Source organism: Vibrio mytili, from assembly GCF_049563345.1.
Classification (GTDB): Bacteria; Pseudomonadota; Gammaproteobacteria; order Enterobacterales; family Vibrionaceae; genus Vibrio; species Vibrio mytili.
This window is the reverse complement of record NZ_CP110481.1, coordinates 2,869,182-2,893,902: the sequence shown is the minus strand read 5'-3', so window position 1 is coordinate 2,893,902 and position 24,721 is coordinate 2,869,182. Positions and strand designations below refer to the sequence as shown.

Here is a 24,721-nt window from a genome sequence, read left to right as displayed (position 1 = left end):
ATACAACTAAAAACACATTCAAGTGTTCTTGGGAACAACATCTTTAGGTGTTGTTCATATTTGAGTCCGGCAAAATCGAACTGTCTCTCGCTCATTCAAATAATGAGAGACAAACTTTGGTTGTTTAACGTCAATTCGAAACTTCTTCGGGTTGTATGGTTAAGTGACTAAGCGTACACGGTGGATGCCTTGGCAGTCAGAGGCGATGAAGGACGTATTAACTTGCGATAAGCCCAGATTAGGCAGTAAAAGCCACTTGAGTCTGGGATTTCCGAATGGGGAAACCCACTTACATAAGTAAGTATCGCTGCGTGAATACATAGCGCAGCGAGGCGAACCGGGGGAACTGAAACATCTAAGTACCCCGAGGAAAAGAAATCAACCGAGATTCCGAAAGTAGCGGCGAGCGAAATTGGACTAGCCCTTAAGCTTTATATGCGTTAGACGAACGGTCTGGAAAGTCCGGCGATACAGGGTGATAGCCCCGTAGTTGACAACGCACATTCAGTGAAATCGAGTAGGGCGGGACACGTGATATCCTGTCTGAATATGGGGGGACCATCCTCCAAGGCTAAATACTACTGACTGACCGATAGTGAACCAGTACCGTGAGGGAAAGGCGAAAAGAACCCCTGTGAGGGGAGTGAAATAGAACCTGAAACCGTGTACGTACAAGCAGTAGGAGCACCTTCGTGGTGTGACTGCGTACCTTTTGTATAATGGGTCAGCGACTTATATTCAGTGGCAAGGTTAACCATCTAGGGGAGCCGTAGGGAAACCGAGTCTTAACTGGGCGTTCAGTCTCTGGATATAGACCCGAAACCAGGTGATCTAGCCATGGGCAGGTTGAAGGTTGAGTAACATCAACTGGAGGACCGAACCGACTAATGTTGAAAAATTAGCGGATGACTTGTGGCTAGGGGTGAAAGGCCAATCAAACCTGGAGATAGCTGGTTCTCCCCGAAAGCTATTTAGGTAGCGCCTCGGACGAATACTACTGGGGGTAGAGCACTGTTAAGGCTAGGGGGTCATCCCGACTTACCAACCCTTTGCAAACTCCGAATACCAGTAAGTACTATCCGGGAGACACACGGCGGGTGCTAACGTCCGTCGTGGAGAGGGAAACAACCCAGACCGCCAGCTAAGGTCCCAAATTACTACTAAGTGGGAAACGATGTGGGAAGGCTCAGACAGCCAGGATGTTGGCTTAGAAGCAGCCATCATTTAAAGAAAGCGTAATAGCTCACTGGTCGAGTCGGCCTGCGCGGAAGATGTAACGGGGCTAAGTAGTAAACCGAAGCTGCGGCAATGTGCTTTTGCACATTGGGTAGGGGAGCGTTCTGTAAGCGGTTGAAGGTGTGTGGTAACGCATGCTGGACGTATCAGAAGTGCGAATGCTGACATGAGTAACGATAAAGGGGGTGAAAAACCCCCTCGCCGGAAGACCAAGGGTTCCTGTCCAACGTTAATCGGGGCAGGGTAAGTCGACCCCTAAGGCGAGGCCGAAAGGCGTAGTCGATGGGAAACGGGTTAATATTCCCGTACTTCAACTTATTGCGATGGGGGGACGGAGAAGGCTAGGTGGGCCTGGCGACGGTTGTCCAGGTTCAAGTGCGTAGGCTTAAGAGTTAGGTAAATCCGGCTCTTTCTAAGGCTGAGACACGACGTCGAGCATCTACGGATGTGAAGTCATTGATGCCATGCTTCCAGGAAAAGCCTCTAAGCTTCAGATAAGTTGGAATCGTACCCCAAACCGACACAGGTGGTCGGGTAGAGAATACCAAGGCGCTTGAGAGAACTCGGGTGAAGGAACTAGGCAAAATGGTACCGTAACTTCGGGAGAAGGTACGCTCCTGGCGGTGAAGTCCCTTGCGGATGGAGCTACTAGGAGTCGCAGATACCAGGTGGCTGCAACTGTTTATTAAAAACACAGCACTGTGCAAAATCGTAAGATGACGTATACGGTGTGACGCCTGCCCGGTGCCGGAAGGTTAATTGATGGGGTTAGACTTCGGTCGAAGCTCTTGATCGAAGCCCCGGTAAACGGCGGCCGTAACTATAACGGTCCTAAGGTAGCGAAATTCCTTGTCGGGTAAGTTCCGACCTGCACGAATGGCGTAATGATGGCCACGCTGTCTCCACCCGAGACTCAGTGAAATTGAAATCGCTGTGAAGATGCAGTGTACCCGCGGCTAGACGGAAAGACCCCGTGAACCTTTACTACAGCTTGGCACTGAACATTGACCCTACATGTGTAGGATAGGTGGGAGGCTTTGAAACCAGCACGCCAGTGTTGGTGGAGCCGACCTTGAAATACCACCCTTGTAGTGTTGATGTTCTAACTTGGTCCCCTCATCGGGGATGAGGACAGTGCCTGGTGGGTAGTTTGACTGGGGCGGTCTCCTCCCAAAGAGTAACGGAGGAGCACGAAGGTGGGCTAATCACGGTTGGACATCGTGAGGTTAGTGCAATGGCATAAGCCCGCTTGACTGCGAGAATGACAATTCGAGCAGGTGCGAAAGCAGGTCATAGTGATCCGGTGGTTCTGAATGGAAGGGCCATCGCTCAACGGATAAAAGGTACTCCGGGGATAACAGGCTGATACCGCCCAAGAGTTCATATCGACGGCGGTGTTTGGCACCTCGATGTCGGCTCATCACATCCTGGGGCTGAAGTCGGTCCCAAGGGTATGGCTGTTCGCCATTTAAAGTGGTACGCGAGCTGGGTTTAGAACGTCGTGAGACAGTTCGGTCCCTATCTGCCGTGGGCGTTGGAGAATTGAAAGGGGCTGCTCCTAGTACGAGAGGACCGGAGTGGACGAACCTCTGGTGTTCGGGTTGTGTCGCCAGACGCATTGCCCGGTAGCTAAGTTCGGAATTGATAACCGCTGAAAGCATCTAAGCGGGAAGCGAGCCTTGAGATGAGTTCTCCCTGATACTTTAAGTATCCTAAAGGGTTGTCGTAGACTACGACGTTGATAGGTCAGGTGTGTAAGCGTTGTGAGGCGTTGAGCTAACTGATACTAATTGCCCGTGAGGCTTAACCATACAACACCCAAGGGGTTTTGATGGACTCAATGAAAGAACATTGAATGTGTGATAATGAGAAATAAAACAGCTTTCCAGATTATTAAACTTGCTTAAGCAGCGAGTTTAACCCGAATTTGCTTGGCGACCATAGCGTTTTGGACCCACCTGATTCCATTCCGAACTCAGAAGTGAAACAAAGTAGCGCCGATGGTAGTGTGGGGTTTCCCCATGTGAGAGTAGGACATCGCCAGGCTTGCTTCCTTGTTTTTAGATTTTGAAAAATCTAAAGGCAAACTAAATAAAGCGAGCTAACCATAAGACTTTATTTAGTAAAAAATACCACTGCGGAGTGGTAGTTCAGTTGGTTAGAATACCGGCCTGTCACGCCGGGGGTCGCGGGTTCGAGTCCCGTCCACTCCGCCACTTATTTGAAAAACCTCGCTTATGCGAGGTTTTGTCAAATCTAAAATATGATAGTTTTAGGGGTGTAGCTCCAATTGGCAGAGCAGCGGATTCCAAATCCGCGTGTTGGGAGTTCGAATCTCTCCACCCCTGCCATTACATCAAAGCCTCAGTCGAAAGACTGGGGCTTTTTTGCGTTTCTTGCTTAGTCAAAGTAATGTTGGGAACTGAATGGGCTGCCCGTTGAATCTATCCACTCTGCTATCACGCAGCAACTCTCATCGGAATAATGGGATTTTTTGTATCTATCCCTCCTAAAAGTGACTCCTGTAACTTTTTAAATGTTTTGTTTTATAGGAACGGTTATAGGTTGAATTCTAAGATTGTATTATCGATCTTGTTCAGAATTTGATTACAATATCGCCATAAATATTTGGGGGGATTATGGGGCAACTTTATATTTTAGGCTTTATCGCGGTAGGGGGGGCGTTTGGTGCGTGCTCACGTTATCTTATTTCTGAACTGTGTGTGTTTCTTCTAGGGCGTGGTTTTCCTTACGGGACGTTAATGGTCAATGTCATTGGCTCTTTTATTATGGGGCTATTGATCGCGGCTTTCGAAAATGAAGCATTAGCAACTGATCCATGGCGACAAATTATTGGACTAGGTTTTCTTGGTGCATTAACAACCTTTTCAACGTTTTCTATGGATAATGTTTTACTCATGCAGCAAGGCGCATTTTTTAAAATGGGCTTAAACGTTCTGTTGAACGTTACATTAAGTATTTCTGCAGCTTGGATCGGCTTCCAACTATTAGTGCGCAGTTAGTAAATTTGTCAAAATTTAATCAGCTCTGCTTGGTTTAGCCGGACCGTTTTTATATACTAGATTCACTTGTCGGAGTGCCATAAGGCTGAGACCGTTTATTCGGGATCCGTTGAACCTGATCTGGTTAGTACCAGCGAAGGGAACAGGAGAAGATACTTACACCAGAGTAATTCTGGTTAACCTATCAAACCGTCGAATGTTGTTATAGATGAATAGTCTCTCTATCAGTCCATAATTCGGCCCCTCTTGTCGCATCTATCCGCCAAGCATTTTTATCCCAATACTTTTTATCTAGAATAACAAGCAAGGAAAAATGCTATGTCGAGTCGCAAGCAAGCGAGACTGGAAGCAAAACAGTTTATTGATACTCTCTCGGTACAACCGTACCCAAATTCCACCAAAGTGTATGTCGAAGGTTCACGTCCTGATATTCGTGTTCCTATGCGTGAAATTTCTTTAGCTGATAGCCTTATTGGTGGTACCAAAGAATCACCTATTTTCGAACCCAATGAGCCTGTACGCGTTTATGATACCTCGGGACTATATACTGACCCAGATTACGTAATTGACCTTTATAACGGCCTACCTAAGCTCAGAGATGGTTGGATTGAGGAGCGTAAAGATACAGAAATTCTTGATGACGTTAGCTCTATTTATACCAAACAGAGACTAGAAGATGATACGTTGGACGAACTGCGCTACGGCAATCTGCCTCGCATTCGACGTGCGAAGGCGGGTCAATGTGTCACTCAGCTACACTATGCTCGTAAAGGGATTATCACCCCTGAAATGGAATATATCGCTCTGCGTGAGAATATGGGTCGTGCCAAATACCGTGATGACGTGCTGAACTTGCAACATCCTGGTCAAAGCTTTGGTGCTAACTTACCAAAAGACATTACTGCCGAGTTTGTCCGTAAGGAAGTGGCAGAAGGCCGCGCCATTATCCCATCTAATATTAATCACCCAGAATCTGAACCAATGATCATTGGTCGTAATTTCCTTGTCAAAGTGAACGCTAATATTGGTAATTCATCAGTTTCATCGTCGATTGAGGAAGAAGTTGAGAAGCTAGTGTGGGCGACACGCTGGGGTGGCGATACTGTTATGGACCTCTCTACCGGACGTAACATTCACGAAACTCGCGAGTGGATTCTGCGTAACAGCCCGGTTCCGATCGGTACCGTACCAATGTACCAAGCGCTTGAGAAAGTGAATGGTGTGGCGGAAAACCTTAACTGGGAAGTGATGCGCGATACTCTGATTGAGCAAGCAGAGCAGGGTGTTGATTACTTCACTATCCATGCTGGCTTACTACTGCGCTATGTACCAATGACAGCAAAACGCGTTACTGGCATTGTTTCTCGCGGCGGTTCGATCATCGCGAAATGGTGTCTAGCGCATCACCAAGAAAGCTTCCTATACACCCATTTCCGAGAGATCTGTGAAATCTGCGCTAAGTATGATGTGGCACTTTCTCTTGGCGATGGTCTGCGTCCTGGTTCGGTTGCTGATGCTAACGATGAAGCTCAATTCGCTGAGTTGCGTACTCTCGGAGAATTAACCAAGGTTGCTTGGGAATACGACGTTCAGGTCATTATCGAAGGTCCCGGTCATGTTCCAATGCACATGATCAAAGAGAACATGGAAGAGCAACTAGAGCACTGCCATGAAGCGCCGTTCTACACACTAGGCCCACTGACTACGGACATCGCTCCTGGCTACGACCACATTACTTCAGGTATCGGAGCTGCCATGATTGGGTGGTATGGCTGCGCAATGCTATGTTATGTGACCCCGAAAGAGCATTTAGGGTTACCGAACAAAGAAGACGTAAAAACCGGTATGATTACTTACAAGTTGGCTGCGCATGCCGCTGATTTGGCAAAAGGGCACCCAGGTGCACAGGTTCGTGATAATGCACTATCTAAAGCTCGATTTGAATTCCGCTGGGAAGACCAATTTAACTTATCATTAGACCCAGATACCGCGCGCGCGTTCCATGACGAAACCTTGCCTCAAGAGTCGGGAAAAGTTGCTCACTTCTGTTCGATGTGTGGACCAAAGTTCTGCTCGATGAAGATTTCGCAAGAGGTTCGAGAGTACGCGAAAGACACTGAGCAAGTTGCTGCGGACCAAGCTATCTCGATCAAAATGCTGGATGATCCTCTCGAAGGGATGCGTCAGAAATCGCAAGAATTTAGAGAGTCAGGTTCTGAGTTATACCACCCAGCAGCACATGCCGAGGTAAGTGACTAATGAGCAAAATCCTTATTCCGTCATCATTGATTGAACTGACAGGTTTAGTTAAGCAATGTTTGTTGTTGGCGAAAGAACAGGGTTTTATCATCGAAGACATTGAGTTGGGTGTGAGCCCAACTCAATCTATTCAGCTTGTTCGCGACCAACAGACCACACATATAACGACTGATCTTATTGATGGACATAATTCTGAGCATGAGAGTTCATTTGTGCTTTATTACCGTTCTTCTTTATCGGTAGAAGCGTTCGCAAAGCAACCGTCGAAAGCGATTTACATTGGTATTGCTGATACTCAAGTTTCCGATGAAAAGGAGAAAGTGCTTCAGCTTGATATCTGGCGTCACCCAATTAACGACGAAGTGAGAGCGCTTTCCGTTAAGTCCAAACTCAACGTAATCTTCGACCCCGAACATCACCTTGCTTGGATAGTAACGCTGACAGTACTCGATTTTCCTATCGAAGATGCGTTAACACTTGCTCGAGGAATGCTAACTCAACAAGCGAATGTTTCACGTGAAACACAGTTGAATGACAACTTCGACGGAGGGCAAACTACTCCGTGGGCTGACCAATTTGATGATTTCCCCACACCAGTACTGGAAGATAAACGACTAGGTATTCAAGTTGGTTGGTCAGCGCAAGGAGAGAGCGTTAGCTTTCCAACTCTAACTAAGCAAAGTTTAGGGCTTTACCCGGTAGTTGATGATGTTGCGTGGATTGAGCGTTTACTGCCTTTAGGCATCAACACTATTCAGCTACGAATCAAGAACCCACAACAAGTCGATTTAGAACAACAGATCATTCGAGCGATTGAGCTAGGTCGTCAGTACCAAGCGCAAGTGTTCATCAATGACTATTGGCAGTTGGCAATCAAACATGGCGCTTATGGCGTTCACCTAGGGCAGGAAGACATAGAAGAATCGAATTTGGCTCAGCTAACTAAAGCGGGCATTCGTCTTGGTCTTTCTACTCATGGTTATTATGAGCTACTGCGCATCGTACAGATTCATCCTAGTTACATCGCGCTAGGACATATCTTCCCAACCACCACAAAACAGATGCTATCGAAACCACAAGGTTTGATGCGCTTGGCTCTGTATCAAAAGCTGATTGATAGCATTCCTTACGGAAACAAAGAGTCGGCTTGCCGTCCTTCAAAAGACAAAGCCGTTAGTGGCGACGTGCTTGGCTTTCCGACGGTCGCGATCGGTGGTATTGACCAATCTAATGCTGACCAAGTTTGGAAAACGGGCGTTTCTAGCTTGGCAGTCGTGCGTGCTATTACCTTGGCAGAATCACCTCAGTCCGTTATCGAGTTTTTTGCACAACTGATGAAGGAAAGACAGCTAACGTTTACTGATCTGAATAGTGAATTGGCGCATACCAAGAGAGGCGAGCATGCTCACGGATAAGCAGTTCCTTCGCTATCAACGCCAAGTCGCTCTGCCTGAAATTGCTGAAGGTGGGCAAGAGCGTTTGAGTAAATCGCATGTGCTGATCATCGGTTGTGGTGGGTTAGGAAGCGCAGCGAGTTTGTACTTGGCATCAGCGGGTGTTGGTAAATTGGTTGTGGTTGATGATGATGAAGTTGATAGCAGTAACCTACAACGTCAGATCATTTATCGTGAGCAAGACCTCCAAGTTGCGAAAACAAAAGCGACTGTAAAGCAACTCAATGAACTTAATTCTATGGTTCAAGTTCGTGCTCTCAATAAACGATTAGACAAAGCACAGCTACAGCTTGAGGTGATGCTAGCGGATGTGGTGTTGGACTGCACCGATAACATGCCAACGCGCCAGCTAATTAACCAAGTTTGTTTCGATCAAAATACGCCGCTAATCTCAGCGGCGGCAATTGGTTGGCAAGGGCAATTTGCTGTCTTTGATTACCAAACGCCGAGTGAACAAGAGGCACAGAGTAAAGCCTGTTACCGCTGTTTGTATCCGTTTGACGAATTACCACAAACTCAAAAGTGCAGTGAGAGCGGTGTCGTTGGTCCGGTGGTGGGCACACTTGGCAACTACCAAGCGATAGCAGCAATTCAAAAACTGGCGACGGGAAAGTTTCATGTTGAGACTGCCAAGCTACACCTGTTTGATGGATTGAAACTGCAATGGCAAACCATGGCGATAAGCAAAGACAAACAGTGCCAAGTGTGTGCTCAGATTTAGCTTAAGAGTAATGGGCAGAATTAAGAGAGTTGGAAACAATGACGTTATCAGAACAACAAACAACACCAGTGACCGCTGCTGACTTAGATGTGATCACTATTGTCATCAATGACCAGTCACATCAAGTTGCCAGTGAGTCGAATCTACAGCAAATCATTAGCCAATTTGCGCTGCCTGAAATAGGCTGTGTTTTTGCAATTAATAACAATGTTGTGCCGCGCAGTGAGTGGGCTAGCACAGTTCTTTCACAGGGAGATAGCATCTCTTTGTTTCAAGCGATCGCAGGGGGTTAAAGTCGATGCTTAAAATTGGTGATAAACAATTCGAATCAAGACTGTTCACAGGAACAGGGAAGTTTGCCAACAGCCGACTAATGGCAGAAGCGATTCAAGTGTCGGGTTCTCAACTTGCGACTATGGCGTTGAAGCGTGTGGATGTGAACGACCAACAAGACGATATTTTGCTGCCGTTAGTACAAGCGGGGGTGAACTTATTGCCGAACACCTCAGGTGCAAAGAATGCTAAAGATGCTGTGTTTGCTGCACAACTGGCGCGAGAAGCATTAGGTACTAACTGGTTAAAACTGGAAGTTCATCCAGACCCCAAGTACTTGATGCCCGATCCAATTGAGACACTTGCAGCCGCTGAGCAACTGGTTCGTGAAGGCTTCATTGTCCTTCCTTATTGTCATGCTGACCCGGTTCTGTGTAAAAGATTGGAAGAAGTAGGCTGTGCTGCAGTCATGCCATTAGGTGCGCCGATCGGTTCCAACAAAGGGATAGTTTCTCACGACTTCCTAGAGATCATTATCGACCAAGCTAATGTTCCTGTCGTTGTTGATGCGGGTATTGGTGCCCCTTCACATGCCGCGCGTGCGATGGAAATGGGCGCGGATGCCGTGCTCGTCAATACTGCGATTGCAGCTTCGAGCGATCCCGTTGCGATGGCGAAGGCATTTAAGTTGGCGGTAGAGTCGGGGCGTATGGCTTATGAAGCCGGACTTGCTGGTAAGGTTTCTCATGCGGTTGCGTCGAGTCCACTGACGTCATTCCTAGATGAGCTTTAACCCTAGATTGGTTTAGCTAATAAGCGAGGAAAACATGAGCTTCGTTGAACAATTTAAGCAGCTTAATTGGGATGACATTTCAATGTCGATCTACGCGAAAACGGCACAAGATGTCGAGCGGGCATTGAATAAACCCAAGCGTGATTTGGAAGACTTTAAAGCACTAATTTCACCAGCGGCTGAGGCGTACTTAGAGCAAATGGCGCAGTTGTCATACTCGGCAACTCGTAAGCGTTTTGGTAATACCATGTCGCTTTATATTCCATTGTACCTTTCTAACTTGTGCGCCAATGCTTGTACTTATTGTGGCTTCTCAATGGAGAATAGAATCAAGCGTCGTACTTTGAATATGGACGAAGTGGCTGCAGAAGTAGAAGCGATTAAACGCATGAAGTTTGATAGCGTATTGCTGGTGACTGGCGAACACGAAACCAAAGTGGGCATGAAATACTTCCGCGAAATGGTGCCGATGATTAAGCAACGTTTCAACTATTTGGCGATGGAAGTACAGCCACTTGATCAAGACGAATACGCTGAGCTCAAGACATTGGGTTTAGATGCGGTGATGGTTTACCAAGAAACGTATCATCCATCGACTTATGCTGAGCACCATTTGCGTGGCAATAAGATGGATTTCGAATACCGATTGGATACACCCGACCGCCTCGCAAAAGCGGGCATCGATAAGATCGGTATTGGTGCTTTAATAGGGTTGGAAGAGTGGCGAACAGATTGTTTTTATGTGGCAGCGCACTTGGACTATCTTGAGCGCACATATTGGCAGGCTCGTTACTCGATTTCTTTCCCACGTTTACGTCCTTGTGAGGGCGCGCTCCAACCAAAATCAGTCATGACGGATAAGCAGCTTGTTCAGTTGATTTGCGCTTATCGATTGTTGAATTCAGAAGTGGAGTTGTCGTTATCGACTCGTGAGTCACCGAAGTTTAGAGACAACGCATTGCCTTTAGGCATTACCAGTATATCTGCAGCATCGAAAACTCAGCCGGGTGGTTATGCGATGGATGATGTTGAACTCGAGCAGTTTGAGATCAGTGATGAGCGAAGTGCTGGTTCTGTGGAAGATATGATTAGAGCCAAAGGCTTTGACCCAGTATGGCGAGACTGGCACTCGGCGTATTCTGGTTAAGCAACAAATAAAGCCACTGGTCATCGTTATGTTTCACGTGAAACATAAGAAAAGAAAGAGGGTTGATGCAAAACATCAACTCTCTATTTTTTCTAGCTTCTAGCTGTGTTCTACAGGTAGCGTTGCCTGACGAAGCCACTCTTTCACATCACCTTCAACAAGTGGGCTGATCTCATCCCAAACTTTCTGGTGGTAGGCATTCAACCACGCGAGTTCAGGGCGGGTCAGCATATCAACGTTGATGTTACGTTTATCGATTGGGCAACGCGTCAATGACTCAAAAGATAAAACAGAGAAGTCACCTTGCGTCGGCGTTTCTACGACCAGTTCAAGGTTTTCAATGCGGATACCAAATGCGTCGGCACGGTAGTAACCAGGTTCATTGGATAGCACCATACCTTCGAGCAGTGGAACGTCGATTTGTCTCTTAGAGATGCTTGCAGGTCCCTCGTGCACACTCAAGAAGTGACCGACACCATGACCTGTTCCATGGTCATAATCATATCCTTCAGCCCAAAGATGCTGACGTGCTAGCGTATCAATTTGATATCCTCGTGTGCCTTTTGGGAAGCGAGCACGTGCAACGCCTATGTGCCCTTTGAGCGCTAGTGTGAACTGTTTGATCATTTCTGCTGAAGGCTGACCAATCGCAATGGTACGTGTAATGTCAGTGGTGCCGTCCAGGTATTGACCGCCTGAGTCGACCAGGTAAAGCGTATTCATTTCTAGCTTACCGGGTACAGTTTGGTTTTCGTGATTGTAGTGACACATTGCCGCATTACTACCAGCGGCAGAAATCGTATCGAAGCTCAAGTCTTTTAAGGTTGGGTCTTCTTTGCGGAAGGCTTCAAGCCTATCAGAGAGGGTTGCTTCATCATGAAGGTGACCTGCCGCGACTTCAGCGTCTAACCAACATAAGAATTTGCTCATCGCTACGCCATCGCGAATATGACATGCTTTCATGCCCGCAATTTCCACTGGGTTCTTCGCTGCTTTTGGTAGCAAGCATGGATCGGCCGCAGCAACGATTGAGGCACCTGCATTTTGTAATACTAATTTAAACCAGGCATTGCTGATGGCAGGATCGACGAGCACCTGTTTACCAGTCATCGCCTCAAGACGAGATTGAAGCGCCTCTGGATGATATACCGTAACGCCTGATCCTACGTGGGCATCAAAGTCAGCAGGTAGTCGAGCAGGGTCGAGGAAGTATTCGACAGAGGCATCTGAATGAAGAATCACATGTGATAGTAATACTGGTAAACGAGATACATCTAGGCCGCGAACGTTTAGTAGCCAACAAATTGAATCAAGCGCTGTGATTACCGCGCTATCTGCACCAGCTTGCGTTACTAACTTTGCCACCTCTGCGCGCTTACTTTCACTTGATTGTCCAACTGTCTCGGTAGGCATTAAACGAACGTCAGAAACAACAGGAGCAGGACGGTCATGCCATAGCTCATCAATTGGGTTGCTTACTAGTGTTTTGAGATCGAGTTTTCCTGCTAGTTTACTTTGTGCCATATCAAGCCAAGCGGAACTGTGCATACGAGGGTCAATGGCGATGGATGCATTGGTGACAAGATTGTTTAGAATCCAATCTAGGGCTGGTTCTTCAATGAGGTGGCGATATTCAAACAGATCCGCCGGGACTTGTTTGGTGACCTGAACGGTGTAGCGGCCATCAACAAAAATGGCGGCTTTGTCTTTGGTGACGACTGCTGCACCAGCCGAACCAGTAAAGCCAGTGAGCCAATGTAAACGCTCGTTATGAGCTGGAACGTACTCACCTAAATACTCATCTTCGTGTGGAATGAGTAGGGCATCAATATTATGTTGTATAAGCCATTCGCGAATTGCATTCACGCGACTTTGGGTATCATTATGCATCTGTGTTATTCCTTCAATTAGCGCTCCTTTATGCTCAGGTGTGGCGCTGTTTCCCTTTACTCGTGCGACTGATTTAAATCGAAAGTGCAAACAAGGTTGCAACAGACCAAAGATGAGCCAAAAAGGACTTTCACTGATTAAGCTACTCATTTTATTTGCTGATCGCAAACAGAGTCCGAGCTTTTATCTAAGATGATCGGTTTTTTGCGTGATCATCGTGCGTAGCCAGCTTAACGCCGGGTCGTTTTCTCTATCTCTGTGCCAAAATAAAGTGTATGCCATAGGTGGAAATTCGAGTGGCAGCGGCACAACCGCTAAGTCCAGTTGCTTTGCTGCGAGTTGAACGAAATGGCTCGGTGCGGTGAAAATAAAATCGGTATAGGAACATAAACTGGCTGCGCTGTTGAAGTCTGGCACCGTTACTGCAATGTCTCTCTCTACACCAAGGTCAGCCAGACGATAATCAAGTAGCCAGCGATCGTTGCCATCACAGCGAACTTGTACATGCCGTAGGGCTAAGTAGGCCTCAAGGTTCCACTTTTGGTTTAGTACCGGGTGGTTCTTGCGGACAACGCACATCTGATGGTCACGATAGATTTCTTGTTCGCATATATCATCCGGAGGTAACAAGGTCAGTTTTGCGTCATTAATGTCGATGTCTTTACCCGTTAAACCTAAATCTAGTTCGCCACGTTGCAGCATTTTAAACGTGTTGTCTGACCAAGGATGGGTACTGATCGTGACGGCTGGCGCCTGTTGAAAGATAGCCGGTAAAAAGTGTGGCAAGATAAGAGGATAAACACTTTCTACTGCAGCAATTTGAAATCGATACTCACTGCTTTGTGGAGAAAACTCTTCCGGTTGTGTGAGTACTTCGAGTTGATTGATCAACAGATCCAGTTTTGGTTTGAGGAATAAAGAGCGGGGTGTGGGCGTCAAACCGTGTGAGTTTCGTGTGAACAAAGGGTCGTCGAATTGGGTGCGCAACTTAGCTAATGATTTACTGACTGCCGATTGGCTAAGACAGAGTCGGTGGGCGGCGCGTGTAACATTTAACTCTTCCATCAGGATTTTAAAACAAACCAATAGATTCAGGTCAATACGTGCAAGTTTTTCTACATTCATTATGATTTTCCAATAAGGAATAATGGTCATGATTATACATCATTTCCATTCATATCATGAGATGATTAAGCTACAGGCAAAAGTTCTTTTTTTATTTGGAGAGTTGCGTGTCTGGCCATATTTCTAACAGCAAAAAGCAAATGGTTTTGCTGACCCTTTTGGTTCTGTTTAGTCCTCTAGCGATAGACATTTACCTACCAGCGTTACCTCTTATTGCTTCTACATTTCAAGTAGACGATGCGTTGGCGCAAGACACGATCACTTGGTTCTTATTTGCGATGGGTGTCGGGCAGCTGTTTGCTGGCCCTTTGGCAGATAAACTTGGACGTCGAACTGTTGCATTAGGTGGTATCACCATCTATGCGATGAGCGCTTTATTGGCGTGGAGTGCTCAAAATATTGAGTGGATGTTGGTTTCCCGACTGCTACAAGGCTTAGGTGCGTGTGCAACATCGGTAGCAGCCTTTGCAACAGTTCGCGATCTCTTTGGCCCGGAAAAAAGCGGTAAAATGATCAGCTATCTTAACGGTGCGATTTGTTTTATTCCGGCTTTAGCGCCAATTCTTGGTAGCTGGTTGACTCAGCAGTTTGATTGGCGGGCTAACTTCAGTTTTATGGCTGGCTTCGCAGTGCTTTCTGGCACTTTAATGTTTTTTATGATGAAGGAAACCAATCCGACGACAGAAAAACAAGCGGTATTTAAACTTAGCCGTTACTGGTCTGTGCTGAGTACGCCTTCGTTTATTTTCCATGCATCATTATGCTTGATGGCGATGGCGGTGATCATCGCTTACGTGACCTCCGCACCAGCTGTCTTGATGACTGGGATGGGATTGTCGATGAACGAGTTTACTTTTTGGTTTGGTATGAATGCAGTGATCAATATTGCGGCTTGTATGCTGGCACCTAAGTTTATGGAGCGTGTTGGCACGCACAACACTTTGGTTACCGGGATCTCGACATTGGGTCTAGCTGGAGTGATCATGCTAATGATGAATGGTCAGAATACGGCATTGTCTTTTATGCTGCCTATCTTTATGTCTTCAGTGGGTTTTGCATTCATTCTGGGTGCGGCAGCAGGGAAAGCATTGGAGCCGTTTGGTGATAGGGCAGGTACAGCCGCAGCATTACTTGGCTTGTTCCAAATGAGTGGTTCAGGATTGCTGGTTGGAACGTTGCAGCGCTTATCTCTTGACCCGCAAACGTTGATCGCACTTCATATGTGGGTATTATTACCTGCTCTTGTCATTCTATTTACCAAAACGGGTAAAAATTGGCATGCACGCTTTGCTAAAGCGTAAATCAGCGTAATTTGGTATTTTCCAATGTCAGTAAGGCGTGTATATTTGTCGCTCAGACTTTCTCTGACACCATAATGGAATTCAAAAAGTAATGTCTTTAACCACGTATGAAATGGCTCGTATCTTAGAGCAGATGGAAGAATCACCTGAAAAAGTGATGTTTGGTAAGTTGCTTAATGAGTTGGGTAATCAAAGCTCCGAGCGTATTCGCAGCGCGGCAAAGCAAGTTCCTTTGCCTATTCTACGTGATATCGTGTATCAATTTCAGCAAGTGATTGAATCGCGTAAAGGCGAACAAGTTGAATTGCTGGCGAAAGACATTGCCCAAAAAGGCATTTCAGCAGACGACTTATTAGCTTACCTGAATAAACAGTAAACAATCCCCGCAACTGCGGGGATTTTTTTATCCAGTCAATTTACGCTTAATAAATTGGTCGACAGAGACTCGCCCTGGTCCCCATACAATGACGATTAACATCATTAACCCCCAAAACTGGTGATCATAGAACCCTTTTTCCCATAATAAAGGGTAAGAAAGGACCGCGACAATGTTAAACATAAAGAGAACCGCAGCCATTGGGCGTGTCATCAAACCAAGGACTAAGAATACGGGCAGAACCAATTCGGCTATCGTACCTAGATAAGCAGCGAGATACCATGGCAAGAATGGCACTTGGTACTCCAACTCAAATAAATAAAGCGTGCTATCCCAGGATGAAATTTTGAGCAGCCCTGAATGGAAGAATACCCACGCAACCCATAAGCGGCAAAATAGCAGCAACAAAGTGGCAACGCCATTTTGTAGAATATGGTTCCACTGCTCATATTTATAAACCAAGCTCTTTAGCGCATCTGTCATACGCACTCCTTACTGTCCTTTTTGCGTATATCCGCTTATTAAGTCGAGAGTGAAAATATGATTGAGTTGAGCGAATAAAGCTTGTGGGATTTCACTCAAACTGAGTTCTTTTTCTAACGCACGCAGTAACTGGAATGCGTCAGGATTCAGGGCATGGCATGTCACGTCACCATTACTTTGAGTCGCAATCACGCCTTGTTGCAATTGATTGATATTGAGCTGTTCAAAATCTTGTCGCTGAATTGCATGAAAGAGATCAATCACCGCGTAGTTAGAGTCAAAGTGGCGGCTTCCGGTGCGTAAGTGAAATACAAGGTGAGGTTGCTGTTCTTCAGTCACATTAGTCAGTGCAGACAGAGGCATAAGATTTAGGGGGGCGATTTGCTCACCATATACTTGTCGAGCTAAGTCCATACTCCATTCAAACCGAGCGACTTCAGGTATATAGGGCGCATGAGTCATTACTTGGCTGAACTGCATAATAGTATCTTGAAAGCCCGCACCATAATGCACGACATTGCCTTCTTCTAGCGGATGAGAAAGAACGTGTTGACGAGCGATTTGCGAGAAGCACTCTTCTCCAACTAGCGCGTTAATCATCGGATAGGTTGCGGCTAATATTTCACTTAAGCTGATGACAAAGTTGTTGCGGTAAATCTGCATCCGTTTGTCAGCAGTAAACTTGTCGCTCATGATATCGCATTCTTCACCGAGTGCCTGATAGTGAAGGGCTTTAGCAAATTGATTCTGTAAGGTCGCGAGATTCATGACGCTTTCCTTTTGTTTTTTTGCCCGAGCGAATTGTCATTTCTAAGCAATAACGAGGACGCTTTTTCTGCTTCGCCAAGTAATATTTCTGGCGCTGGAATATCTAAATCCCATTCAATTAATGTATGTCGAGGTCCATGTTTTTGTATCCAATTGGTGAACAGTTGCCATACCTCATCACTGACTGGACGACTGTGAGTATCAATCCAGATTTCGCCTTGATCTAACTGTTTGATGGTAAAACCTGCCAAATGAATTTCGTCGACTTTATCGGCCGGAATCGCATCTAAGTATGTACCGCAATCAAAACCGTGATTAAAGGCGGAGACATACACGTTATTTAAGTCGAGCAATAAACGGCAGTCAGTGCGCTTTTGTATTTCGGTAAGAAACTCCCATTCGCTGATGGTTGAATGGTGAAATTTCACATAGCTAGAAGGGTTCTCAATTAAGATTTCACGTTGTAGATGTTCTTGGACTTCGAGCACATTACGAGTGAAGACTTGCAATGCCTCTTCCGTGTAGGGTAATGGAAGCAGGTCATTGAAGTAATGGCCACCATTTTCACTCCAGCTTAAATGATCAGAGACGAAGATGGGATCAATCGCATTGATGAGCGCGTTCAGTTGAGTTAAGTGTTTGGTGTTCACACGAGCTATCGAACCCAACGATAAACCAATCCCGTGACAGCTGATTTGGTATTGCTCTCGCAAGATGTGCAGGTGTCGGCGCGCGGCTGTATTGGGTTGAAAATAGTTCTCGCTGTGAATTTCTAACCAAGACAGATCAGGTTTGTGTTGGCTGAAGTAGTTTAGGTGAGGGGATCGTAATCCTACGCCTGAAAGAGAGTGATAAGTCTGATGTTTCACGTGAAACTCCTTACTCGAGTGGCGAAACGAGCAGGGGGGTGGTACAGCGTACCCCCTTGCAAGCAAAGCAATGAAGTTACGACCCCATGGTACTGCCACCCACCAATTTGTCACACAATCCTTTAGGAACGACAACAAAGGCATCTTTTTGGTTGTCTTCTTTAGAGGTGCCCGCGCAAGAGCTGTTTTTAGTTGCACAGTCATTCTTACCGGCTTTTGCCACGCCATAACACTTTTCTTTCTCTGCGGCGACAGCAGGTGCTGCAGTCAGCATGGTGCCACCAAGAGCGATAAGACCAGTAACAGCGGCAGTAACTGCAAGGTTCGACTTTTTCATAATAATTTCCTCTGAGTGATTTCCTTTTACTTTCGTCAGGCAAGTCGATTTGCCGTTTGGCGTACAACCTTTATCCACTTGCTTAAACTAAAAGATAGAGATGAGGCAGAAAAACTTTCATGAAAATAGTCGTAGCAAATGAAATTTTATTGGTTAACCTTGCCAACTATTTGAATAAAAGATTAAAAAACAGCGAATTTTTTTATCAAGTTTTGTCTAAACAGCACCCGGTTGTTTAGGTTATAATCGGTTTTTATGTATAAATAACCAGTAGCTCATCATGATGGATCCATCTCTATTACTCGACGGCTTGAACGATAAACAGCGTGAAGCCGTCGCAGCACCTCTAGAAAACTTGCTCGTCCTTGCTGGTGCAGGGAGTGGTAAGACTCGCGTTCTTGTTCACCGTATCGCTTGGCTCATGTCAGTTGAGCAAGCTTCTCCTTTCTCGATCATGTCGGTCACTTTCACCAATAAAGCGGCAGCAGAAATGCGCGGTCGTATTGAAGAGTTGATGATGGGCAGTGCATCTGGCATGTGGAATGGTACTTTCCACGGAATTTGCCATCGTATTTTGCGCGCGCACTATCTTGATGCCAAGCTACCGGAAGACTTCCAAATCATAGACAGCGATGATCAACTGCGTTTGTTAAAGCGTTTAATCAAAGCACAAAACTTAGATGAAAAGCAGTGGCCTGCACGTCAAGTTTCGTGGTGGATTAATGGTAAGAAGGACGAAGGTTTGCGCCCATCGCACATCGACGCTTATCACGACCCAGTGACTAAAACTTACCTTCAGCTATACACCGCTTACCAAGAAGCGTGTGATCGCGCTGGTTTGGTGGATTTCGCGGAAATTTTGCTGCGCGCGCATGAGCTACTGCGTGAAAATAAGTTTGTTCGTGAACATTACCAAGCGCGTTTTAAGCATATTTTGGTCGACGAATTTCAAGATACCAACAACATTCAATATGCTTGGCTACGGATGATGGCAGGTCCTGAGTGTCATGTAATGATTGTTGGTGATGATGACCAATCCATTTATGGCTGGCGTGGTGCAAAAGTAGAAAACATCGAGAAATTCACACTCGAGTTTCCTAGTGTTAATACCATCCGTCTTGAGCAAAACTATCGTTCAACTAAAACGATTTTGGAAGCGTCGAACACCCTGATATCCAACAACACGGAGCGCATGGGGAAAGAGCTTTGGACCGATGGTGCAGAAGGTGAGCCGATTTCGGTTTACAGTGCGTACAACGAATTAGACGAAGCCCGCTTTGCTGTGAATAAAATCAAAGAGTGGCAAGATAACGGTGGAGCATTGAATGATAGTGCGATGCTTTACCGTAATAACGCCCAATCTCGTGTTCTAGAAGAAGCGCTGATTCAGGCCGGTCTTCCATACCGTATTTATGGTGGGATGCGATTCTTCGAACGTCAGGAAATTCGAGATGCACTGAGCTACATGCGTTTGATTGCCAATCGCAATGACGATGCAGCATTTGAACGTGTGGTAAATACGCCAACTCGCGGTATGGGTGATAAGACTTTAGAGACCATTCGTCGTGCAGCTCGTGATCGTGGTTGCACCATGTGGGAAGCGAGCGTAGCCATGCTAGAAGAGCAGGTGCTTGCTGGTCGCGCCGCAGGTGCGCTGAGTCGTTTTATTGAGCTCATCACGGCTTTGGAAGACGACACACTAGATAAACCATTGCATGAGCAGACCGACCACGTAATAAAATACTCTGGCTTGTTTGCCATGTACGAACAAGAGAAGGGTGAAAAGTCTAAGGCTCGTATAGAAAACTTAGAGGAATTGGTCACCGCCACTCGCCAGTTTGAGAAACCAGAAGAAGCGGAAGAAATGTCTCTGCTGACGGCATTTTTAACCCATGCAGCTCTAGAGGCTGGTGAAGGGCAGGCCGATGAGTTTGAAGATGCTGTTCAACTGATGACGCTACACAGTGCGAAAGGGTTGGAATTCCCATTAGTGTTTATGGTCGGTGTGGAAGAGGGCATGTTCCCAAGTCAGATGTCTGCCGAAGAAGCGGGGCGTTTAGAAGAAGAGCGACGCTTATGTTATGTCGGTATGACCCGAGCGATGCAGAAACTCTACATCACGTATGCTGAAATGCGTCGTTTATACGGTCAAGATAAATACCACAAGCCGTCACGCTTTATTCGCGAGTTACCAGAAACTTGCTTAGATGAAGTGCGCATGAAGGCACAAGTCAGCCGTCCTTCAAGCAGTGGCCGTTTTAGCCAGACTGCGGTGAAAGAAAACTTCAATGAGACAGGGTTTTCGCTAGGCTCGCGCGTGATGCACCCGAAATTTGGTGAAGGGACGATCATCAACTTTGAAGGCAGTGGCCCACAAAGCCGGGTACAGATTGCTTTTAACGGTGAAGGCATCAAATGGTTAGTGACCGCTTACGCAAAACTTGAGAAGCTTTAAGCTATTCACATAAAATCTCAAAAGAGCTACCTAGGTGGCTCTTTTTTATGTCAGCTATTAGAACATTCAGAACATTCAGAACATTCAGAACATTCAGGCAAAGAAAAACCCCGAGGGCTTGCGCCCATCGGGGTTATAGTCTTACTCGCAGCAATCCAGCTACTAAAAGTGCTCCATGCATCGAATCCATGATAGTGTGCCGATTCCTTCAGCGTATTCCTTCCGTCGCCTTCCTAGCGGTGTCCTTGACCTTATCCTGGTCTGCTAACAATCCTCGTTAGCTCTCATCACTTGTTCCCTGAGCGGTGTCCATTACATCATCCTGATGTTCAGTCCTTGCCTCGTCCAGAGGTGTCCATTTCCCGTCCTTAGTAGCAACCATCCTAGTCACTATTGATTCCGTTCAATGTCCAGTTTTGCATTCCATGCCCGACTATTCATCCTGAATAACCGTTTCTTCTTCCTGAAGTCTACCAAATCCTTGGTAATTCCTGTTCCGTGTCAGCATCCTTCCGACAGGTTTAATATTACGTATTTCGCGCACCTGGACAACGGAGAAAGCGCACATTTTTCTTATTGTGATATGTTTAATAAAGCCTCATGTTCTTATTATTCAATAGGTTAAATGGGTTTTATGGCTATTTTACTCGTCGAAAAGCGTGTTTTACCCAACCCTTTGTGCGAGATCTCGCACAAAGAAGCGGGCTAAAGGCTATTATTTTCCGATAGCGATACCTTCTCGACGTGGATCTGCCGCACCTTCTAAGCCATCAGGAGTGATTCGGATAGCGTGCAAGCCGGAGTTCAAGTCGCGTATTTCGGTGGTAAAGCCCATCTTTTCCATCTCCGGTTGTAAGTTGATTGCGGAGGTTCCTTTTTCAATGTCCAAAGTGCCAAATCGGTTTAACAGTCTTGGTTGATTGATCGCTTGTTGAATGTTCATATCCCACTGAGTGTGAGCAATGATAGTTTGAGCAACGTACCCGATAATTCGACTGCCACCCGGAGAACCTATCGCCATGTATGGCTTTTTGTCTTTCATCATAATCGTCGGTGCCATCGAAGATCGTGGCCGCTTACCTGGCTCTAAACGGTTTGCGATTGGAGTACCGTTAATATGAGTGCGAAAAGAAAAATCGGTCAGTTCGTTATTAAGCAAGAAACCACGTACCATTAAACGCGAGCCAAACGCATTCTCTATGGTGGTCGTCATGGAGACGACATTACCCTGTTTATCGACGATATTGAAATGGCTGGTGGAAGGAAGCTCAATGGACTCGTCCATGCTTAAATTCATTGCGTGTGACCACGGAGGGTTACCTGCTTCAACTTTGTTTAGTGCTTTGCCGACTTGGATGAGCTTAGCTCGCTGTTTGAGATAGTCTTTATCGAGCAAGCCTTCTGTTGGCATTGGTACGTAATCCTGGTCTGCCATGTATTTACCACGGTCAGCAAACGCTAGAAGAGATGCATCGGCGAGTACTTGCCAAGACTTAATGCTGTTAGCGCCCCAGCCTTTAAGATCGTACTGTTCAGTGAGCGCCAAAATTTGGCCAATAGTGAGCGCGCCGGAACTCGGCGGCCCCATACCGCAAATATCATAGCTTTGGTATGCCGCGCAAACCGGATCACGTTGTTTGATTTGGTAGGTGTCAAAATCGGGTTGGGCTAATACGCCCGGGTTTCCCGGCGCGGTTTGTACCGTCTCGATAATGTCCTTGGCGATATCCCCATGGTAGAAGGCTTGAGCGCCTTGCTTGGCAATGGCACTCAGTGTTTGTGCGTACTCAGGGTTTTTTAATAACGTACCTTCGCTTTTTGGCGAACCATCTGAGTTAAAGAAGTAGGCTTTGGTGGCTGGAAAGCGCGATAAACGCTCGGCGTCTGTTTCTATCAAACTTGCTAGGCGAGGGCTGACTTTGAAACCTTGCTCCGCCTGCGTGATAATAGGTTGGATGATTTTTTTCCAATCCAGTTTGCCGTATTTTTGGTGAGTGTCCCACAGCAGCTTGACGGTGCCGGGCGTTGCAACAGAGCGTCCACCCACCACGGCGTCGTAGAACTGCAGTGGCTGACTATTTTCGTCTAGAAACAGTGTTGGCGTCGCGGCGAGGGGCGCGGTTTCACGTCCGTCATAAGTCGTCAGCTTTTGCGTTTCATCGTTCCAATACACTAAAAACGCACCGCCACCAATACCAGATGATTGGGGTTCAACTAAGCCAAGCATCAGTTGTACCGCGACCATGGCATCTATGGCATTACCGCCTTGAGCAAGCACGTTTGCACCCGCTTGAGTGGCAAGTGGGTTCGCGGCAGTCACCATGTAATCTTTCGCTTTGACTATCTGCTTCTGTTCCATGCCGGTACTGTGCTCTGGTGCGACAGAGTCAGCAGCTTGGTTCGCGCGGACTTGCCCGGTTAAAATGAAAGGGGAAGTAAGAAAAAGACCCGAGAGTACGAGTCGGTTGAACGTCCATCGCATGATGGCTCTCCATGTTGCCAATCTGATTTATTCAGCTTGGCAGCCATGGAACTGGTCGTCGAGTTTCCTATTTTAGAAATGTCGAGTGTGCGATGCTTTTAAATCAGAGAGTTATCCGATAAAGGTACGGATGGTTTGCACTAAAATACTACCACCCACCAGCGTAAAGACTACGCCACATAAACCGTCTATATAGATACCGGCTTGCTGCAACCGTGTTTGTAAGCGCTGCGTTGATAACATCCACGCGAGGCTGGAGAACCAGAACAGCGACAGACCAAATAGAATTACGAGGGCAATGCCTTTGCCTGTCACCGACATGTCTGCAGGCACAAGGCTCGACATTAAGCTAACGAAAAACACCAAGGCTTTTGGGTTGAGAATATTAGTTGCGAAACCTTTGGTAAAAGCTTGGCGTTTATTGCTGATCACGAGATGGTTTGCTTTGCTCGGTTGATCAGAAAGAGGGTTTTTGATCATGGAGATCACACTTCGTAGGGCGCCGATACCTAAATAGAGCAGATAGCTACCGCCAAGTAATTGCAAGACGGAATAGAGCAGCGGATGTTGGTGAACTAAAAAGCTGACACCCGTTAGACTGAATAGGGAGTGCAGTAAGATACCAACCGACAACCCTAGCGCGATATACAATCCGGTTTGGCGGCCATGGCGTGTCGCATTCTGCACGACCAGAGCAAAATCAGGACCTGGACTCATCAACGCAATAAAGTGGATACTGGCAAGCGTTAATAGGATGGTAGATTCATTCATAACACATCTCAAAACAAAGCGAAGAGCAACATTGTCACGCTATATCGCGGAGAATGCTTGTAAAATATTGGCAGCATTTTATCAAATGGTTTTATCGGGCCACTTGCGATGGTGATATACCATAAGTTTGCTTAAATGCTTTACTGAAATGCGCTTGATCGTAAAAGCCGACTTGATGTGCGACTTGAGTTCCACACTGACCTGCTTGAAGTAGCTTCATTCCTTTTTCTAACCGCAAACGAGCAAACCAAGCGTACGGCGTCATGCCAGTTTGGGCTTTAAAATGTCGCTGAAACTGAGTTGGGCTCAGTTGGCAGAGTTCAGAGAGTGCATTCAAGCGAACCGACTTATCAAGGTTAGCCATCAAGTACTCTTTTAAGGTGTTAAGTGATTGGTTGCCAAGCGGTAGGACTTTCTGTCTGTCTAGGGAGCCATAGCGATCAATTAGTGAGTTAAATCCCTCAAATGGCAGGCAATCTTTGGTCAACTGACTGAGGTTTTTGCTGCGCAGGTAGAGGTGCAAGTTGCTAAGTTGTAAAAATATCTGCGGATCCGAGATGATCAGTGCATTAAAGCTGATTGTTTGACCGTTTTGTTTTAGATCTGCCAGATCACTGAGCATGCTTGGTTCGATCGAAAATACATTCACTTCATACCCATCAGCACGCCGTGATTGACCGTCATGCAGTTCATCAGGCGGCATAATGACAATCTGTCCGTGTCCGACTTGATGATGGCTGCCTTGGTGATGGAATTTCTGTTCACCATGGGTGATTAAGCCAAGGTGAAAATCAAGATGATAGTGCTTTTGAAAAGCAAAACTCTGATATTTCGCCTCGATCAGGCTCAACTGGTCATGGGCTGTAGAATAGTATTGAATCTGTTCCATTACATACAAAAAAGCTTGGTCATAATATAACCAAGCTTATCTATCAATATCGTTGTTGTCTTGTAAAAA

Annotated in this window: 19 protein-coding genes, 2 tRNA genes, 2 rRNA genes and 1 riboswitch; of the genes, 14 read left to right on the top strand and 9 right to left on the bottom strand. The window is 46.3% G+C overall.

Features of this window, described 5'->3' with window-relative positions; translation table 11 throughout:
- Positions 1-157 precede the first annotated feature (157 nt).
- From ONE56_RS13365 to thiH, 11 genes are all read left to right on the top strand, one after another.
- A 23S ribosomal RNA gene (locus ONE56_RS13365) occupies positions 158-3,047 on the top strand.
- Between the two features lie 119 nt (positions 3,048-3,166).
- Positions 3,167-3,282: ribosomal RNA gene (gene rrf, locus ONE56_RS13360) — 5S ribosomal RNA — on the top strand.
- Positions 3,283-3,375: 93 nt separating this feature from the next.
- Positions 3,376-3,452: transfer RNA gene (locus tag ONE56_RS13355), tRNA-Asp, on the top strand.
- Between the two features lie 58 nt (positions 3,453-3,510).
- Positions 3,511-3,587, top strand: a tRNA-Trp gene (locus ONE56_RS13350).
- A gap of 288 nt (positions 3,588-3,875) precedes the next feature.
- The gene (crcB, locus tag ONE56_RS13345; RefSeq protein ID WP_423840007.1) at positions 3,876-4,259 is read left to right on the top strand and encodes a fluoride efflux transporter CrcB; all 384 of its coding nucleotides are present in this window, start codon (positions 3,876-3,878) and stop codon (positions 4,257-4,259) included.
- 60 nt (positions 4,260-4,319) lie between these two features.
- Positions 4,320-4,418: riboswitch (TPP riboswitch) on the top strand.
- A gap of 159 nt (positions 4,419-4,577) precedes the next feature.
- Complete coding sequence (gene thiC, locus ONE56_RS13340; RefSeq protein ID WP_423840006.1) at positions 4,578-6,518, top strand: phosphomethylpyrimidine synthase ThiC; 1,941 nt, start codon at positions 4,578-4,580, stop codon at positions 6,516-6,518.
- On the top strand, positions 6,518-7,933 hold the full coding sequence (locus ONE56_RS13335) for a thiamine phosphate synthase (protein ID WP_423840005.1): 1,416 nt from the start codon (positions 6,518-6,520) through the stop codon (positions 7,931-7,933). The genes thiC and ONE56_RS13335 overlap by 1 nt, the downstream gene beginning before the upstream one ends.
- Positions 7,920-8,693 (top strand): HesA/MoeB/ThiF family protein, encoded by a 774-nt coding sequence (locus tag ONE56_RS13330; RefSeq protein ID WP_041156701.1) that lies wholly within the window; start codon positions 7,920-7,922, stop codon positions 8,691-8,693. Before ONE56_RS13335 ends, ONE56_RS13330 begins: the two co-directional genes overlap by 14 nt.
- 38 nt (positions 8,694-8,731) lie before the next feature.
- Positions 8,732-8,986, top strand: a complete 255-nt coding sequence (gene thiS / locus ONE56_RS13325) for a sulfur carrier protein ThiS (RefSeq protein ID WP_041156702.1) — start codon at positions 8,732-8,734, stop codon at positions 8,984-8,986.
- A 5-nt stretch (positions 8,987-8,991) separates the two neighbouring features.
- Positions 8,992-9,759 carry a thiazole synthase gene (locus tag ONE56_RS13320; protein ID WP_041156703.1) on the top strand — a complete coding sequence of 256 codons (768 nt, stop codon included), beginning with the start codon at positions 8,992-8,994 and terminating at the stop codon, positions 9,757-9,759.
- 34 nt (positions 9,760-9,793) lie between these two features.
- On the top strand, positions 9,794-10,906 hold the full coding sequence (gene thiH / locus ONE56_RS13315) for a 2-iminoacetate synthase ThiH (protein ID WP_423840004.1): 1,113 nt from the start codon (positions 9,794-9,796) through the stop codon (positions 10,904-10,906).
- A gap of 99 nt (positions 10,907-11,005) precedes the next feature.
- Here the strand turns inward: thiH and ONE56_RS13310 are convergent, their stop codons facing one another.
- Together ONE56_RS13310 and ONE56_RS13305 are read right to left on the bottom strand one after the other, a co-directional pair.
- Positions 11,006-12,796, bottom strand: coding sequence for an aminopeptidase P family protein (locus ONE56_RS13310; RefSeq protein WP_423840003.1), 1,791 nt, complete (start codon positions 12,794-12,796; stop codon positions 11,006-11,008).
- A gap of 183 nt (positions 12,797-12,979) precedes the next feature.
- Positions 12,980-13,921 carry a LysR family transcriptional regulator gene (locus ONE56_RS13305; RefSeq protein WP_423840002.1) on the bottom strand — a complete coding sequence of 314 codons (942 nt, stop codon included), beginning with the start codon at positions 13,919-13,921 and terminating at the stop codon, positions 12,980-12,982.
- A gap of 107 nt (positions 13,922-14,028) precedes the next feature.
- On the opposite strand from ONE56_RS13305, the gene ONE56_RS13300 reads away from it, so the two are divergent.
- Positions 14,029-15,222 (top strand): multidrug effflux MFS transporter, encoded by a 1,194-nt coding sequence (locus tag ONE56_RS13300; RefSeq protein ID WP_209419721.1) that lies wholly within the window; start codon positions 14,029-14,031, stop codon positions 15,220-15,222.
- Positions 15,223-15,313: 91 nt separating this feature from the next.
- A complete protein-coding gene (locus ONE56_RS13295) occupies positions 15,314-15,598 on the top strand; it encodes a hypothetical protein (RefSeq protein ID WP_041156707.1) in 285 nt (94 codons plus the stop codon).
- Between the two features lie 27 nt (positions 15,599-15,625).
- On the opposite strand, the gene ONE56_RS13290 is transcribed toward ONE56_RS13295, so the two are convergent.
- The 4 genes from ONE56_RS13290 to ONE56_RS13275 all read right to left on the bottom strand — a co-directional run bounded on the left by ONE56_RS13290 (position 15,626) and on the right by ONE56_RS13275 (position 18,055).
- Positions 15,626-16,081 carry a DoxX family protein gene (locus ONE56_RS13290; protein WP_423840001.1) on the bottom strand — a complete coding sequence of 152 codons (456 nt, stop codon included), beginning with the start codon at positions 16,079-16,081 and terminating at the stop codon, positions 15,626-15,628.
- 9 nt (positions 16,082-16,090) lie between these two features.
- A complete protein-coding gene (locus ONE56_RS13285) occupies positions 16,091-16,849 on the bottom strand; it encodes a DNA-binding domain-containing protein (protein ID WP_423840000.1) in 759 nt (252 codons plus the stop codon).
- Positions 16,846-17,718: a DUF692 domain-containing protein gene (locus ONE56_RS13280; RefSeq protein WP_423839999.1), complete on the bottom strand. Its 873-nt coding sequence runs from the start codon at positions 17,716-17,718 to the stop codon at positions 16,846-16,848. Before ONE56_RS13280 ends, ONE56_RS13285 begins: the two co-directional genes overlap by 4 nt.
- Positions 17,719-17,794: 76 nt before the next feature.
- Complete coding sequence (locus tag ONE56_RS13275) at positions 17,795-18,055, bottom strand: DUF2282 domain-containing protein (protein ID WP_331439128.1); 261 nt, start codon at positions 18,053-18,055, stop codon at positions 17,795-17,797.
- A gap of 280 nt (positions 18,056-18,335) precedes the next feature.
- On the opposite strand from ONE56_RS13275, the gene uvrD reads away from it, so the two are divergent.
- The gene (uvrD, locus tag ONE56_RS13270) at positions 18,336-20,510 is read left to right on the top strand and encodes a DNA helicase II (RefSeq protein WP_423839998.1); all 2,175 of its coding nucleotides are present in this window, start codon (positions 18,336-18,338) and stop codon (positions 20,508-20,510) included.
- Positions 20,511-21,225: 715 nt separating this feature from the next.
- Here uvrD and ggt read toward each other — a convergent pair.
- The 3 genes from ggt to ONE56_RS13255 form a co-directional block, all read right to left on the bottom strand.
- Positions 21,226-22,992, bottom strand: a complete 1,767-nt coding sequence (ggt, locus tag ONE56_RS13265; protein ID WP_423839997.1) for a gamma-glutamyltransferase — start codon at positions 22,990-22,992, stop codon at positions 21,226-21,228.
- A 111-nt stretch (positions 22,993-23,103) separates the two neighbouring features.
- Positions 23,104-23,763 carry a LysE family translocator gene (locus tag ONE56_RS13260; protein WP_423839996.1) on the bottom strand — a complete coding sequence of 220 codons (660 nt, stop codon included), beginning with the start codon at positions 23,761-23,763 and terminating at the stop codon, positions 23,104-23,106.
- 91 nt (positions 23,764-23,854) lie between these two features.
- Complete coding sequence (locus ONE56_RS13255) at positions 23,855-24,652, bottom strand: AraC family ligand binding domain-containing protein (protein WP_423839995.1); 798 nt, start codon at positions 24,650-24,652, stop codon at positions 23,855-23,857.
- Positions 24,653-24,721 lie beyond the last annotated feature (69 nt).

What these genes read in the sequence shown, in the direction of transcription:
- crcB (WP_423840007.1), top strand. Translation starts at nt 3,876, where the DNA reads ATGGGGCAACTTTATATTTTAGGCTTTATCGCGGTAGGGGGGGCGTTT.
- thiC (WP_423840006.1), top strand. Translation starts at nt 4,578, where the DNA reads ATGTCGAGTCGCAAGCAAGCGAGACTGGAAGCAAAACAGTTTATTGAT.
- ONE56_RS13335 (WP_423840005.1), top strand. Translation starts at nt 6,518, where the DNA reads ATGAGCAAAATCCTTATTCCGTCATCATTGATTGAACTGACAGGTTTA.
- ONE56_RS13330 (WP_041156701.1), top strand. Translation starts at nt 7,920, where the DNA reads ATGCTCACGGATAAGCAGTTCCTTCGCTATCAACGCCAAGTCGCTCTG.
- thiS (WP_041156702.1), top strand. Translation starts at nt 8,732, where the DNA reads ATGACGTTATCAGAACAACAAACAACACCAGTGACCGCTGCTGACTTA.
- ONE56_RS13320 (WP_041156703.1), top strand. Translation starts at nt 8,992, where the DNA reads ATGCTTAAAATTGGTGATAAACAATTCGAATCAAGACTGTTCACAGGA.
- thiH (WP_423840004.1), top strand. Translation starts at nt 9,794, where the DNA reads ATGAGCTTCGTTGAACAATTTAAGCAGCTTAATTGGGATGACATTTCA.
- ONE56_RS13310 (WP_423840003.1), bottom strand. Translation starts at nt 12,796, where the DNA reads ATGCATAATGATACCCAAAGTCGCGTGAATGCAATTCGCGAATGGCTT.
- ONE56_RS13305 (WP_423840002.1), bottom strand. Translation starts at nt 13,921, where the DNA reads ATGAATGTAGAAAAACTTGCACGTATTGACCTGAATCTATTGGTTTGT.
- ONE56_RS13295 (WP_041156707.1), top strand. Translation starts at nt 15,314, where the DNA reads ATGTCTTTAACCACGTATGAAATGGCTCGTATCTTAGAGCAGATGGAA.
- ONE56_RS13290 (WP_423840001.1), bottom strand. Translation starts at nt 16,081, where the DNA reads ATGACAGATGCGCTAAAGAGCTTGGTTTATAAATATGAGCAGTGGAAC.
- ONE56_RS13285 (WP_423840000.1), bottom strand. Translation starts at nt 16,849, where the DNA reads ATGAATCTCGCGACCTTACAGAATCAATTTGCTAAAGCCCTTCACTAT.
- ONE56_RS13275 (WP_331439128.1), bottom strand. Translation starts at nt 18,055, where the DNA reads ATGAAAAAGTCGAACCTTGCAGTTACTGCCGCTGTTACTGGTCTTATC.
- uvrD (WP_423839998.1), top strand. Translation starts at nt 18,336, where the DNA reads ATGATGGATCCATCTCTATTACTCGACGGCTTGAACGATAAACAGCGT.
- ggt (WP_423839997.1), bottom strand. Translation starts at nt 22,992, where the DNA reads ATGCGATGGACGTTCAACCGACTCGTACTCTCGGGTCTTTTTCTTACT.
- ONE56_RS13260 (WP_423839996.1), bottom strand. Translation starts at nt 23,763, where the DNA reads ATGAATGAATCTACCATCCTATTAACGCTTGCCAGTATCCACTTTATT.
- ONE56_RS13255 (WP_423839995.1), bottom strand. Translation starts at nt 24,652, where the DNA reads ATGGAACAGATTCAATACTATTCTACAGCCCATGACCAGTTGAGCCTG.